Source organism: Geodermatophilus sp. SYSU D01119, assembly GCF_054049975.1.
Map to the genome: position 1 here is coordinate 26760 of NZ_JBJGYL010000029.1, position 13326 is coordinate 40085.

13 protein-coding genes and 1 riboswitch are annotated in these 13326 nt (G+C 74.0%); of the genes, 8 read left to right on the top strand and 5 right to left on the bottom strand.

Annotation, left to right across the window (positions count from 1 at the left end):
- Positions 1-77 precede the first annotated feature (77 nt).
- The gene (locus ACI79X_RS19365; protein WP_457027050.1) at positions 78-509 is read right to left on the bottom strand and encodes an ester cyclase; all 432 of its coding nucleotides are present in this window, start codon (positions 507-509) and stop codon (positions 78-80) included.
- 222 nt (positions 510-731) lie between these two features.
- Here ACI79X_RS19365 and ACI79X_RS19370 point away from each other — a divergent pair, with 222 nt between their 5' ends.
- Both ACI79X_RS19370 and ACI79X_RS19375 read left to right on the top strand, forming a co-directional pair.
- The gene (locus ACI79X_RS19370) at positions 732-1895 is read left to right on the top strand and encodes an RtcB family protein (RefSeq protein ID WP_457027051.1); all 1164 of its coding nucleotides are present in this window, start codon (positions 732-734) and stop codon (positions 1893-1895) included.
- 58 nt (positions 1896-1953) lie between these two features.
- Positions 1954-2853, top strand: a complete 900-nt coding sequence (locus ACI79X_RS19375) for an SMP-30/gluconolactonase/LRE family protein (RefSeq protein WP_457027052.1) — start codon at positions 1954-1956, stop codon at positions 2851-2853.
- Between the two features lie 55 nt (positions 2854-2908).
- On the opposite strand, the gene ACI79X_RS19380 is transcribed toward ACI79X_RS19375, so the two are convergent.
- Complete coding sequence (locus ACI79X_RS19380) at positions 2909-3385, bottom strand: hypothetical protein (RefSeq protein WP_457027053.1); 477 nt, start codon at positions 3383-3385, stop codon at positions 2909-2911.
- A 224-nt stretch (positions 3386-3609) separates the two neighbouring features.
- On the bottom strand, positions 3610-3762 hold the full coding sequence (locus ACI79X_RS19385; protein ID WP_457027054.1) for a hypothetical protein: 153 nt from the start codon (positions 3760-3762) through the stop codon (positions 3610-3612).
- Between the two features lie 359 nt (positions 3763-4121).
- A riboswitch (cyclic di-AMP (ydaO/yuaA leader) is annotated at positions 4122-4273 on the top strand.
- 12 nt (positions 4274-4285) lie between these two features.
- On the opposite strand from ACI79X_RS19385, the gene ACI79X_RS19390 reads away from it, so the two are divergent.
- Positions 4286-4801, top strand: coding sequence for a C40 family peptidase (locus ACI79X_RS19390; RefSeq protein WP_457027055.1), 516 nt, complete (start codon positions 4286-4288; stop codon positions 4799-4801).
- A 94-nt stretch (positions 4802-4895) separates the two neighbouring features.
- Here the strand turns inward: ACI79X_RS19390 and ACI79X_RS19395 are convergent, their stop codons facing one another.
- Together ACI79X_RS19395 and ACI79X_RS19400 are read right to left on the bottom strand one after the other, a co-directional pair.
- On the bottom strand, positions 4896-5318 hold the full coding sequence (locus ACI79X_RS19395) for a hypothetical protein (protein ID WP_457027056.1): 423 nt from the start codon (positions 5316-5318) through the stop codon (positions 4896-4898).
- Positions 5311-8586, bottom strand: a complete 3276-nt coding sequence (locus tag ACI79X_RS19400; protein ID WP_457027057.1) for a TM0106 family RecB-like putative nuclease — start codon at positions 8584-8586, stop codon at positions 5311-5313. Before ACI79X_RS19400 ends, ACI79X_RS19395 begins: the two co-directional genes overlap by 8 nt.
- Before the next feature lie 185 nt (positions 8587-8771).
- Here ACI79X_RS19400 and ACI79X_RS19405 point away from each other — a divergent pair, with 185 nt between their 5' ends.
- From ACI79X_RS19405 to ACI79X_RS19425, 5 genes are all read left to right on the top strand, one after another.
- Entirely contained in the window at positions 8772-9314 is a 543-nt protein-coding gene (locus ACI79X_RS19405; protein WP_457027058.1) for a DUF2510 domain-containing protein, read from the top strand.
- A 36-nt stretch (positions 9315-9350) separates the two neighbouring features.
- Entirely contained in the window at positions 9351-10751 is a 1401-nt protein-coding gene (locus tag ACI79X_RS19410) for an ADP-ribosylglycohydrolase family protein (protein ID WP_457027059.1), read from the top strand.
- A 453-nt stretch (positions 10752-11204) separates the two neighbouring features.
- Complete coding sequence (locus ACI79X_RS19415) at positions 11205-11792, top strand: hypothetical protein (RefSeq protein WP_457027060.1); 588 nt, start codon at positions 11205-11207, stop codon at positions 11790-11792.
- Between the two features lie 93 nt (positions 11793-11885).
- Positions 11886-12566, top strand: a complete 681-nt coding sequence (locus tag ACI79X_RS19420) for a helix-turn-helix domain-containing protein (protein ID WP_457027061.1) — start codon at positions 11886-11888, stop codon at positions 12564-12566.
- A complete protein-coding gene (locus ACI79X_RS19425) occupies positions 12563-13303 on the top strand; it encodes a nucleotidyl transferase AbiEii/AbiGii toxin family protein (protein WP_457027062.1) in 741 nt (246 codons plus the stop codon). Before ACI79X_RS19420 ends, ACI79X_RS19425 begins: the two co-directional genes overlap by 4 nt.
- Positions 13304-13326: the final 23 nt, after the last annotated feature.

Consider the following 13326-nt stretch of genomic DNA (forward strand, 5'->3'; position numbering starts at 1 on the left):
CGTGGCGTGCGGAACGGAAACGGCACGCCGGGGTCCGCGGCACCGGCCCAGGGGCCGGCACCGCGGCCCGTGCAGGGTCAGCCGGCGGCGACGTCGACCCGGAGGCCGAGCTGCTCGGCGAACGTCTTCTGGTCGAAGTAGCCGACGACGCCGGTGATGCCGTCCTCGCCGACCGTGATGAGGTCGATGCCGGGGAGGTCGCACCGGCGCCCGGTCGGCTCCGGCAGCCCCGGCATCGGCCCGGTCCAGGTGCCCTGCATGCGCCACGGGGCGCACACGCGCCGGCCATCGCTCACGACGTCGTCGGCGACGAACGCGAGGTCCGGGATGGCCGCGGTGAGGGCGGCCACGTACTCCCCGATCGCGGCCTTCGGCAGGGGTCCGGGCAGGGTCGGGTCGACGTAGGTCCCGCCGTCGGCGAAGCAGGCGGCGACCGCGGCGCCGTCGTGCTCGTTCCAGCCCCGCAGGTAGCGCTCGGCCAGCTCGGCGGCGGTCGTCGTCGTGGTCATCGTGGTCTCCCCTCGATCGGTGGGCGGACACCGCGGCGCGGGGGACCGCGCCCCGGTGGGCACGGGCGGACTGGGGCGCCGAGGCTAGCGCCGGGCGGCGTGGCTCCCAACCGGTTTCGGTCCGGGGTAATGCAGTCGCGCCGCGCGAGCCGAGCGCGTTCACTGCACCGGCCTCCCGACGGACCGCGGGGACCGGGCCCCGCGCAGCAGAGAGAAAGGACCATGGAGAAGATCAGCGACCGCCTGCTCAACTGGGCGTCGATCCTCGAGCCGACCACCCGGATGCAGGCCGAGCGGACGGCCTCGATGCCGTTCATCCACCCGCACGTCGCGCTGATGCCCGACGCGCACCTGGGGCTGGGCGCGACCGTCGGCTCGGTCATCCCGACCGACAGCGCGATCATCCCGGCGGCCGTGGGCGTGGACATCGGCTGCGGGATGATGGCCGTCCGCACCCAGTTCACCGGCGACGACGTGCGCGGGCGGAACCTCGCCACGCTGCACGAGCAGATCTCGCGCTCGATCCCGCTCTCGGCCGGCCGCTACAACAAGAAGGTGCGCGACTCGGCCGCCGCACGGGTCGAGGAGCTGCGCGCCATGCCGGGAGCCGGCCAGGCCGACGGCGTCGCGCCGAACTGGCCGCAGCAGCTGGGCTCGCTCGGGTCGGGCAACCACTTCATCGAGGTGTCCCTCGACGAGGCCGACCGGGTGTGGCTGTTCCTGCACTCGGGCTCGCGCGGGGTCGGCAACAAGCTGGCGTCCAAGCACATCCGGATCGCGCAGGACCGCACGCGGGCCAAGGGCATCGAGGTGCCCGACCGCGACCTGGCGTACCTGGAGGAGGGCGAGCCGGAGTTCGACGCCTACATCGAGGCGCTGCACTGGGCGCAGCGGTTCGCCGCGCTCAACCGCGAGGAGATGATGGACCGCGTCGCCGAGCAGCTCTCCCGGTTCCTCACCGAGGAGGTGCACCGCGCGCAGGTCGTGCAGTGCCACCACAACTACACCGACCGCGAGCGGCACTCCGGCACCGACGTGTGGCTGTCCCGCAAGGGGGCCATCTCGGCGCGCGAGGGCCAGTGGGGGCTGATCCCGGGCTCGATGGGCGCGGCGTCCTACGTCGTCGTCGGCAAGGGCAACGCGGACGCGCTCATGTCGGCGCCGCACGGCGCCGGCCGGGCGTTCTCCCGCGGGGCGGCGCGGCGGCAGTTCACCCGCGCGGACCTCGACCGCCGGATGACGGGCATCGCCTGGGGCCGGTCGGACGCCTTCCTCGACGAGCACCCGGATGCCTACAAGTCCATCGACGTCGTCATGGCCGACGCCGCGGACCTGGTGGAGATCCGGCACACGCTGCGCCAGGTCGTGAACGTCAAGGGCGACTGAGGTCCCCTTCAAACCGCTGCGGCCGTGACGCCGGTCAGGGCGTCCTAGGGTCCGGCTCATGGCAGAGCGCGAGGTACGGACGGTGCTGACCGGCGGCGGGTTCTTCGAGGGGCCGCGCTGGCACGAGGGCACGTGGTGGGTGTCGGACTTCTACCGGCACACGGTGAGCACGGTGACCACCGACGGGCGGGAGACCGTGCGGTTCGAGGTCCCGGGGCAGCCGTCGGGGCAGGGCTGGCTGCCCGACGGGTCGCTCGTGGTCGTGTCGATGAAGACGCACGAGGTGCTGCGCTGGGACGGGTCGGCGCTGTCGACCTACGCCGACCTCACCGAGCACTGCGGCGGGCACCTCAACGACCTCGTCGTCGGCCCGGGCGGGCACGTCTTCGTCGGCGACTTCGGCTTCGACCTGATGGGCGGCGGGGACGCGGCGACGGCGTCGCTCAAGCGGATCGACCCCGACGGCACGGTGTCGGTGGCGGCCGAGGGGCTGCAGTTCCCGAACGGGTCGGTGATCACGCCGGACGGCGGCACGCTCGTCGTCGGCGAGACGCTCGGCAACCGGTACACCGCGTTCGACCTGGGTGCCGACGGCTCGCTGACGAACCGGCGGGTGTGGGCGTCGCTCGGGCCGGAGGTCACCGGGCGCACCGTGGACGAGGTGCTCGGGCAGCTCGCCGTCGCCCCGGACGGCTGCTCCCTCGACGCCGACGGCTGCATCTGGGCGGCCGACGCCGTCGGCGGGCGGGTCGTGCGGGTGGCCGAGGGCGGCGAGATCGTCGACGCCGTCGCCGCGCCCGAGGGGCTGGGCGTCTACGCCTGCATGCTCGGCGGCGAGGACGGCCGGACGCTGCTCATGTGCGCGGCGCCGGACTTCTACGAGCACAACCGCGCGCCGGTGCGCGAGGCGGTGCTGCTCGCGACCGAGGTCGACGTCCCGCACGCCGGCCGGCCCTGAGACGCACCGGGCGGGGACGGCCGCGTGCCGTCCCCGTCCGGTGGTCAGCCGCCGACTAGGGGCAGAGCTCCTCGAGCTTGACGACGCCGAGGTCGATGGCGCCCTCGACGTTCCCGGTGACCCGCTGACCGGGCGCGATGTTCTGGGTGCAGACCCTCCAGTTCGCGTCCATGACCTGGTTGCGGGAGCCGAGCAGGTCGTGGGACAGGCTCAGGAAGACGCCGTTGGTCTGGATCAGGTCCTGGGCGTCCTGCAGCGTCATGCCCACGACGGCGGGCATGGCGAAGTCGACGACGGGCGCGGGCGGCGGCGTCACCTGCGGCGTGGGGGCAGGCGCCACCGCGGGCTCGGGAGCCGGCGTCGGTGCCGGCGTCGTCGGGGCCGCCGCGGAGGACGTCGCCGGGGCCGACGGGGTGGAGGTGGGCGCGGGCAGGCCCGTCTCGCCGTCGTCCCCGCAGCCGGCGAGGAGCAGCCCCGCGGCGAGCAGGACGGGGAGGGCGCCGAGACGGCGGCGGGCGGAGGACTGGTTCAACGGACACCCCGTGGTGGTCGTGCGGACGCGCGCCGGCAGCGCCTCCCGGGGAGGTCGGCGCCGGTGCCGCGATGGGTACGCCGGCGAGGGTCACACGGGGACGGGGCGCCGTCCGGGACGTCGGGACTGAGCCGTCTCGGAACCGCAACGTGCCGTCTCAGCGGCCCCGGACGCACCGCGGCCCCCGTCCCGAGGTGGGACGGGGGCCGCGAGCGGGTCAGCGGTCAGTAGGCGCGGCCGGAGCCGCCCTTCTTCTGCTGCTTGGCCTGGAAGTCGCGGACGAACTGCTTGATCTTCGCCTGGTTCTGCGGCTTCTTCAGCTCCTGCACGACCTTCGCGGCGACGCCGGAGGCGATGAGGTTCCTCATCATGCCCATGGGGTGCTCCTCTCTCTCGATCCCCTCCCCGTTGCCCCGTCAACGCGCGCGGCAACCACGGCGTCCCCGGCGGGCCTGCCCCGGCTGAGGGTGGGGAGCCGCTGACGCGCTGTTCGGACGCACCGCGCCCTCCTTTCTTCCGGGGCGCGGCGTGTCACCGCGCGTCCGGCCCCGGCGTGCCGGGGCGTCCCGGCGGCGTCGGCCGTGGTGGCGGTGGCGTGTCGGATCCCGAGCCGGAGTCAAGTCGGCGGCGAGGGGTCGGGCGTGGCGTCCTCCGCGGGCGGTTGTGACGGTCCGGGGCCCTCCCTACCGTTCCGCCTGGTTCCGGCCGGGCCCTCGTCACGAACCCGAGTGACACCCGTCGGACCACGCCGAACCGGACGCCGGCAGCCAGCCGCCCTCCGGACCGGGGACCCATCGAGTCCCAGGGGTGAAGCGCGACCTCTCGCGCCGGGCGACTCCCCCGCCCGAACCCGTCAGCTAACCCGGTAGGCGACCGTGGAGAACAGGAGAACCGTCGTCCATGACGACTGCACGCACGCCCCTCGCCCGTCGCTCGTTCCGCGGCATCGCCGTCGCGGCCATCGCCGGAGCCGGCATCGCGCTCTCGCCCCTCCCGGCCTCGGCTGCCGCAGGCGGCGGCGGTGGTGGCGGGGTCGTGGCGGCGGCCCCGGTGGCCGCTGCCAACGGCGTCGCCCAGGCGGCCGTCGACACCGCGCTCGCCCAGCGCGGCGACATGTACCAGTACGGCGCGACCGGCCCCGACCGGTTCGACTGCTCCGGGCTGACCAGCTTCGCCTACCGCGCGGCCGGCGTGGAGATCCCCCGCACCTCGCGGGCCCAGTCGACGTTCGGCACCCCGGTGGCGAAGTCCGACCTCAAGCCCGGTGACCTGGTGTTCTTCTACAGCCCGGTCTCGCACGTGGGCATGTACATCGGCAACGGCCAGATGGTGCACGCGTCCACCGCCGGCAAGCCGGTCGCGGTCGTGGACCTCGACTCCATGACCGGCTACCAGGGCGCCCGCCGGATCGCCTGACGGACCGACGGCGCCCCGGTTCCCGCCGACCGGGGCGCCGCCGCCGGGCCGGTGGAGGGGCCTTCGTAGCGCTATTGGCCCTTCCCGGGCCTGCTCAGTGGGTGACGCCGAGGTGGCGCTCGGCGCAGCGCGTGCACAGGCCGGTGTTGTCGTGCACGTGCTCGCGGGCGTTGACCTCGCGGCACACCGGGCACCAGCGGAAGGTCCGACGACGACGGCGGGCGACCTCCTCCGCCGCCTCGGCCAGCACCGCCCGCTCGTAGACGACCTCGTCGGAGCTGAAGCCGCGCTCGGCCGCGAACTCCCACACCAGCTCGTCGCCCGACCACCGCGGCTCGGGACGGGCCAGCGTGAAGCCGAACCCGTCCCAGCCGACGGCCACCTGCACCGGGTGCCCGCTGACGAACCACCGCTCGTGCGGCGGCCCGGCGACCTCCGTCCAGCCGTCGCCGAGCGCCCGCACCAGGACGTCGGCGCCGACGCCGAGCAGGGCGGCCAGCTCCGCGGTGTCAGACACCGGCCAGCTCGGCCAGCCGGCACATGGCGTTGACCTGCCGCAGCTGCTCCGGCGTCCGCACCTGCGCGTCGAGCAGCAGCGGGCTCATCACCACGACCGCCAGCGCCTTCGCCCGCGACACCGCCACGTTGAGCCGGTTGAGGTCGTACAGGAACGACACCCCGCGCGGCGCCTCGTCTGCCGAGGTCGACGTCGTCGAGTACACGACCACCGGCGCCTCCTGCCCCTGGAACCGGTCGACAGTGCCCACCCGCGCGCCGTCGGGCAGCAGCGAGCGGATCAGCGCCACCTGGTTGTTGTACGGCGCGACGACGAGCACGTCGTCCGGGCCGATCGGCCGCTCTGTCCCCTCGGCGTCAACCCAGCCGACGCCCTGCAGCGACCGCCAGACGGAGGCCACCTCGGCGGCCTCCTCCATGGACGACGCGGCCGCCGGCACCGTGTGCGCCACCGAGCGCACCGCCAGCCCGCTACCCGACACCAGCCCGCCCGGCCGCACGGTGATCCGCTCGCGCAGCGCCGCCGACTCCAGCCGGCCCTCGTACGCCAGGTCCGACACGAACCGCGTCAGCGCCGGGTGCATCCGGTAGGTCGTGTCGAGGAAGATGCCGCGGCCCTCGGGCACGGTCGGGTGCCCCTCGAGCAGGTGCTCCAGCGCCGACAGCCCCGAGTCGCCCGGGTGCACGCCCTGCGAGGGCTGCGCGAGCTGCTGCGGGTCGCCGAGCAGCACCAGCGACTTGCCCGCCCGCGCCACCGCCACGGCGTTGGCCAGCGAGAACTGCCCCGCCTCGTCGACGACGAGCACGTCGACGGCCTCGGCGAGGTCGGGCTGCGTCCAGAACCACGCCGTCCCGCCGACCAGCCGCACGTCGCCGTCGACGAGCCGCCGGGCGACGTCCTTGCCGTCCTTCGACCACTCGACGCCGGGGGCGCCGCACGCCTGGTGCTCGTCGCACTTCTGCAGCGCGGGCCGGTCGACCGCCGACAGCACGTTGCCGATGACCGCGTGCGAGGTGGCCGTGACGCCGACCTTCTTGCCAGCGTCGAGCAGCGCGCGGATGAGCATCGACGCCGCCCTTGTCTTGCCGCTGCCGGGCGGGCCCTGGACGGCGAGCACCTCGCCGTCGAGCCGCAGCCCGATCCGGACGACGGCGTCGCCGGCCTGCTCGTCGGGGCGACGGCGGCAGTCGGCCGGAACCCGCCGCTCCAGCAACGCCTGCCCGAGGCACGGCGTGCCGGCGAGGACGTCGTCGGCGGTGGCGGTGATGGCGGCGCGCATGCCCTTGTCGTCGAGCGGCCCGCTGGGCCCGAGCCCGCGCGGCGTCGCCGGGGCCTTCGCCGTCTTGACGACGACGCGGCCCTCGGCGGAGTCGAGCGCGACGACGGAGCCGACGCTCACCCGCTGGTCGACGTCGACCGCCGTGGACCCGACCGACAACTTCGTGTCCTGCGGCGGGAAGCGGTACTCGTAGAGCTTCGACCGCTTCTCCTGGCCGATCTCCACCGGCGCGCCCAGCCGGCCGAGCGCGGTGCCGTCCTCGACGAGCGTGTCGTCGTCCATCTCCTTGCGGGCGAAGAACTCCCACCAGCCGGGGCGGGCCTCGCGGCGGTGCCACTGCACGAGGTCGCCGAGCAGGTCGTGACCGGCGTCCTTGAGCCGGTCGACCAGCGCCAGCTCGGCGAGCTCGGCCTCCGTGCGCTCGACGGGGCCGGTGGCCTCCGACAGCAGCGGGCGGTCCTGGCCGCCGAGCTCGCGCTCGAGCTCCTCGCGCTGGGTCTCCAGCCAGTCGTGCAGCTCGCGGGTCGAGTCGACGTCGTCCTTGTTGTAGAGCTCGATGTCGACGAGGCGCTGCGGGTCGCGGTCGGCGAGCCACTTCTCGTAGGCGATGACGCTGCCCATGGCGTCGGCGACGTCGCCGGTGTGCTCGCGGCCGTAGAACGCCTCGACCTTCTTGATCGAGTACGAGCCCTTGCTGATCCGCATCGACTGCTTGACCACGGGATAGAGGTCGACGAAGCGCTCGTTGCGCAGCAGCTCGTCGAGCTCGGCCTCGCGGACGCCGTAGCGGCCGGTGAGCCGCTTGAGCGCGCTGACCTCGTAGGCGGCGTAGTGATAGACGTGCATGCCGCGGTCGGCGCGCCAGGCGTCCAGGATCAGGTCGATCAGATCGGCGACCATCTGCTTCTCGGCGGCGGGGTCGTGCGCCCACAACGCGGTGAAGCTGCCGTCGCGGCGCCCGATGCCGGCGAGGTACTCGAGGCCCGCGCCGTCGGCGGAGTGCGGGTCGCCCTCGAAGTCGAGGTAGAGGTCGCCGTCGCTGGGCTCGGGCAGCCGGAGCAGGCCGAGGCCCTTCGTGGGTGGCAGCAGGGTGCGGGTGGGGACGCCGGTCCGCCGCTCGCGCAGCTGCTCGCGGGCCTGCTCCTGCACGCGGGCGCGGGTGGCGGCGCCGATCCGGGCGGCCTTGAGCGTCTCGGGGTCGGCGGCGGCGAGCTGCTCGAGGGTGGTGATGCCGGCGGCGCGCAGGGCCGCGCGGGTGTCGGCGCGCATGCCGGCGACGAGGCTGAGGTCGTCGGCGTCGGCGAGCTCGGCGGTGCAGCGCGCCTTCCACGAGCACTGGCTGCAGTAGGGCACGGGGACGGGCGCGGTGGGCGGCGGGGCGGCGAGGAAACCGGCCAGCTTGGCGCGGGCGCGCCGGGCGTAGGCGGCGACGTCGACCAGCCGCCACGGGTTCGCGGCGCCGTCGCCGGTGACCACCCAGACGTGCTCGGGTGCCTTCCCCTGGAGGACGGCGAGGCGCTCGGCGTAGGTGGCCATCTGCAGCAGCGCGGGCACCTTGACGCGGCGGGCGAGCTTGGCGTCGGCGACCTCGTAGGACCAGGCGCCGAGGTTCGACGGCGACGCGACCTTCAGCAGGAAGTCGGCCGCGCCGCCCCAGACGCCGTCGAAGAACGCGGCCTGGGCGATGACGTCGACGCCCTGGCGCATCGCCTGCACGGTGAGCGCCTCGGCCTCGCGGCGGCCGGCGGCGTCGAACCGGGTGGGGATGCGGACGACGCTGCGCCCCTCGGCCTCGAGCGCCGACAGGTACTTCTCCTCGTGCTCGGTGCCGAGGTCGGCGATGAGCAGCGCGTGGTCGTCGGGGCCGCCGGCGAGTGGCTTGAGCCGGCCGTCGGCGACGGCGAGGTCGAGCGTCGTCACGTGCGCGCAGGCCTGGTGGCGGGTCAGGTCGGTGGGGCTCAGGACCAGGGAGCCGTCGGTGCGGTACATCGAGACGGGACGTTCTCACGCGGGCTCCATGATCGGCTGGTCCCCCGCCGGTGGGCCCCGAGTCGCCGCGCCGTCACACCCTCGGCGACGTCCCCAGCGGGGTGAGCCGCTTGGGTGGAGGTTTCCCCAACACAGACGACAGGCGAGGATGCGGAACGCCCGTTGCCGAAAGACAGGAACGACCCGTGGGACTGCTCCGCAAGACCGTGTCGCTCTCGACGTTCGGACTGGTGTCCTTTCGGGACAAGGAGCAGCGCGCGACCCGCTACGCCCGTCAAACGAAAAACGCAGCTCGCGTACAGGTGGCTCAGCAGGCAATGGCGCTCGAGCACCAGCGGCAGGTGATCGCCCAGCAGGAACACATGGCGGTACAGCAGCAGGTCCAGGCATGGCAACAGCAACAGGCGTGGCAGCAACAGGCCTGGCACCAGCAGCAGATGCACGCTCAGCAGGTCGCCCAGCAGATGCAGCAGCAGAGGCAGGGCACGATGCCGGCTGCGGGTACGCCACAGGTCTCGTCCCCGGCACCCATGCCGCCGCAGCTTCCTCCGGCGGCGCCGCACTCTTCGCAGACAATGCCGCAGGCATTGCCTTCGGCGCCGCTTCAGCAGGCGCAGTCGGGCCCGCAGCAGCTTCCGCCTGGCTGGTACCCCGACCAGGTGAACGCCCAGTTCGTCCGCTGGTTCGACGGAGTCAGGTGGACGGAGCACACGCAGCGTCGAGGCTGACTTCGTCCCGGCTGACCGATCACGGAGACTGAGCCGGTGACGGCAGGACTGCACCGCTCGCACCGGGTGGCCGGGGCGCTGGTCGGGTCGGCGGTGGGTGACGCGCTGGGGGCGCCGTTCGAGTTCGGCCCGCCGGGTGCTTTCTCGGCCCGCTTCCCCTCCCCCGCCCGCGGTACGGCGACGGAGATGTGCGGCGGCGGCTCGCTCGGGTGGGAGCCGGGCGAGTTCACCGACGACACCCAGATGGCGCTGCTGGTGGCGACGTCGCTGGTCAAGGGGGGCGGACTGGACGAGGCCGACCTGTTCGGCCGGTTCGCCGCCTGGGCCGCGGCCGGACCCCCGGACATCGGCGTGCAGACGCGGGCGGTGTTCGAGTCGGGCCTGCCGTGGGACCGCGCGGCCGCCTCGCACTTCGCGCGCACCGGCCGGGCCGCGGGCAACGGCTCGCTGATGCGGACGACGCCGGCGGCGATCCGGTTCTCGCGCGACGGGACCGAGGCGACCGTGGACGCCGCCCGGCGCATCTCTGCGCTCACCCACGGCGACCCGGCGGCCGGCGAGGGCTGTGCCGTCCTCCACGAGCTGATGCGGGTGGCACTCGACGGCGGCGACCCGCTGGCCGCCGTCCCTTCCGCCTTGTCGCTCGTCGCCGAGGAGCACCGCGACCGGTGGGCGACGGTGCTGGTTCCGGACTGGGAGCCGTCCATGGCGACGGAGTCGAACGGCGCCGTGTGGCCGACGCTCGGGCAGGCGCTGTGGGCCCTGCGGACCGGCCGCGACTTCGCCGAGGTGCTGCGGCTGGTGATCGACCTGGGCGGTGACACCGACACGGTGGCGTGCGTGGCCGGCGGCCTGGCCGGGGCGGTGTACGGGATGGGCGGCATCCCGATGCGGTGGTCCTCCCCGGTGCACGGGACGGTGCCCGGGCACGGCGACCGGGTGTGGCGGCTGGCCGACCTGCAGCAGCTCGCCGCGGCGCTGGACGGGAAGCCGGTGCCGTCGTACGACCCCGGCGTCATCCCGCGGATCGGCCCGGTGGAGGTCCTGCCGGGGATCTGGGCGGGCAACCTCGACGGCGCGCGATACAGCGACGAGGACTTCGCCGTCATCTCGCTGTGCCGGCTGGGCGAGCCGTTCCCGCACACCAACCACCGGATGTCCTACATCGCCGACAACGACCACAACGTCGACCTCGACGTGATGCTCGCCGACGTCCTCGACGACCTCACCGCACTGCACGCCGAGGGACACCGGGTGCTCGTGCACTGCTACGGCGGGGCGTCCCGCACCGGCCTGGTGCTGCGCGGCTGGCTGGTGCGCGAGCAGGGGATGTCGGTGGAGGAGGCGACGGCGCACGTCGCCGAGCGCTGGCCGCACCTGGGTCTGTGGAACGCCTCGTTCACCGCGGCGCTGGAGCGGCTGGCCGCCACCCGCTGACGCCCGAGAGGACGTCGCGCCACTCCCAGGCGGACCAGTTCTCCGCAGGCTGCCCGGACACCGGATACTCCCGCGGTCGCACTCATCGACGAAGGGACCACATCGATGCACCAGCCGGGAGGCGAGGGCCACCCTGACGATGGCGGACCCACGCCCGCCGGCTTCCCGCCGCCATGGGCGCGACCGGGTCCTCCGCCACCACCCTCACCCCCGAGCTGGGGTCCGCCGCCCGGGATGCCCGCAGGTGCTCCGCCGTGGGGTCCGACAGGGCCGCCGTGGGGTCCGCCGGGGATGCCGCCACCGGGACCGCCGCCCGGACCTCCGCCGGGGTGGGGCCCGCCACCAGGTTGGGGCCCACCGCCTCCCGGCGGACCGCAGTACGGCGGTCGGCCGTACTCGATCCTGGGCGCGATCGCCGCATCCGTGGTGGTGCTCCTCTTCATCGGGCTACTCATGAGCGCCGTGCTCGGTCCCGGCGACGCGCAAGAACAGGCCGACGGCATCCCGGCGCCGACCACCACCGTCACCGAGCTGCCTCAGCCCTCGCCGGAGGTGACCCCCGAGCCTCCCGGATTCAGTGATGGCACATACCTGGTCGGCACCGATGTCCAACCAGGTCTCTACCGGTCGACCGGCGCGGCAGGCTGCTACTGGGAGCGGCTGGACGACGTGACAGGCGACTTCGACGCCATCCTCGCCAACGACAACCCGTCCGGTCAGACCTACGTCGAGATCCTCCCGACCGACGTGGCCTTCATGACCGAAGACTGTGGCCGGTGGATGCCGACGACCGCCGGCGGGCCAGACGTCAGTGGCGGCTTCGGGGACGGCACCTACCTCATCGGGTCGGACATCCAGCCAGGGACCTACAGCTCGACGGGCTCATCCGACTGCTACTGGGAGCGGCTCGACGGACTGACCGGCGACTTCGGGGCCATCCTCGCCAACGACAATCCGCAGGGACAGACGTACGTCCAGATCCTGCCGACCGACGTGGCGTTCTCCACAGACGACTGCGGTACGTGGCACCGCGTCGGCTGAGCGACGCTGGACCGGCGAGCCGCCACCATCCCACTTCGGCGGCGTTGCAGAATTGATGCGCTAACGCACTAATTCTGCAACGGAGGAGTCGCCGTGCTGACCGTCGACGAGGCAGCGGCCCGGCTGGGGGTCAGCACCCAGGAGGTGCGCCGGCTCGTCCGGACCGGCACCCTGCCGGCGGAGCGGATCGGCCGGACGCTGGTCCTCCCGGCCGACGCGGTGGACGAGCGTGCCCGGATGCCCGTCGGCCCGGGCCGCCTCCTCGCGGCACCGACCGCCTGGGCGACCCTCTGGGAACTGTCCGGGGAGCGCGCGGAGTGGCTGGACCGGTCGGCCCGCTCGCGGGTCGCTGCGCGGCTCCGGTCCTCGGACGCCGAGCAGGTGGTGGCGGCGGCGCGTGAGCGCGCCGACCGGCGGGAGCTGCGGGTGCTGCCCGCGTACCGCGACCGGGTGTCCGCGGCGGAGGGCTTCGTCGCCTCAGGGCTGTCCGCAGCCGACGCAGTGGGAGCGGACATCGTCGCCGCTGGCGCGGCGGTCGAGGGCTACTGCACCGAGGGCACGCTCGAGCGACTCCGCCGGGACCTCGGCCTGTCGGACCGGGGTGAGCCGAACGTCGTCGTCCGCGTCCCGAGGTTCGCCGACCTGCCGTTGGCCGGCCGACAGCACATGCCGGCAGCGGTGGTCGCCGTCGACCTGGCCGAGTCTTCCGACGTCCGCACCAGGCGGGCGGGGCTGGACCTGCTCACCGCGGCGCTGGTCGCCGTCCGGGGATGACCCCTCCCGCGACGGTCGTCCTCCCGCCGCTGACCGGTGCGCTCGACCGGCTGTGGGACCTCGTGCTCGACATCGCCGCGCAGCTCGATCCGGCGGGCTGGGTGCTCGTCGGCGGGCAGATGGTGATGCTGCACGGGATCGCCGCAGGCCGGACGCCCACCCGGGCCAGCCAGGACGTCGACGTCCTCGCCGACCTCCTCAGCGACCGCGCCGGTCTGAGCCGCTGCGTGCAGGCGGTTCGGCAGCTCGACCTGCGTCCGGAGCCGGACAGCACGGGCAAGGTGTACCGCTTCCGCCGCCCGGCCGACGGCGCCGTCGTCGACGTCCTGGCGCCCGACCACTCCCCGCCCCGCTGGTCGCTGCGGACCGCGGTCGGCGGGGACACCATCCAGATCGACGGCGGCCACCAGGCGCTCCGGCGGGCGACCCCGCTCGCCGTCGTGAGGGGGAGCCGGTCCGCGACCGTGCCGGTGCCGAACCTCCTCGGCGCGCTGGTGCTCAAGGCGGCGGCCTGGCAGAGCACCACCCGGGACCGGGCCCGGCACAGTGGCGACGCCGCCTTCCTCGCGAGCCTGATGAGCGACCCACTCGTCGAGCGGGCCCGCTTCGCTGGCAGCGACCGCAAACGGCTGCAGCGACTCGACCGCGTGCTCAGCGATCCGGATGCCGCCGAGTGGCGGGCGCTGGGCGACGCGGCCGACGACGGCTACGCCGTGTGGCGACTGCTCCTGGGCTGAGCCCCGGAGGCGCGTTGCTAGCG

What these genes read in the sequence shown, in the direction of transcription:
- ACI79X_RS19365 (WP_457027050.1), bottom strand. Translation starts at nt 509, where the DNA reads ATGACCACGACGACGACCGCCGCCGAGCTGGCCGAGCGCTACCTGCGG.
- ACI79X_RS19400 (WP_457027057.1), bottom strand. Translation starts at nt 8,586, where the DNA reads ATGTACCGCACCGACGGCTCCCTGGTCCTGAGCCCCACCGACCTGACC.
- ACI79X_RS19370 (WP_457027051.1), top strand. Translation starts at nt 732, where the DNA reads ATGGAGAAGATCAGCGACCGCCTGCTCAACTGGGCGTCGATCCTCGAG.
- ACI79X_RS19390 (WP_457027055.1), top strand. Translation starts at nt 4,286, where the DNA reads ATGACGACTGCACGCACGCCCCTCGCCCGTCGCTCGTTCCGCGGCATC.
- ACI79X_RS19375 (WP_457027052.1), top strand. Translation starts at nt 1,954, where the DNA reads ATGGCAGAGCGCGAGGTACGGACGGTGCTGACCGGCGGCGGGTTCTTC.
- ACI79X_RS19425 (WP_457027062.1), top strand. Translation starts at nt 12,563, where the DNA reads ATGACCCCTCCCGCGACGGTCGTCCTCCCGCCGCTGACCGGTGCGCTC.
- ACI79X_RS19385 (WP_457027054.1), bottom strand. Translation starts at nt 3,762, where the DNA reads ATGGGCATGATGAGGAACCTCATCGCCTCCGGCGTCGCCGCGAAGGTC.
- ACI79X_RS19415 (WP_457027060.1), top strand. Translation starts at nt 11,205, where the DNA reads ATGAGCGCCGTGCTCGGTCCCGGCGACGCGCAAGAACAGGCCGACGGC.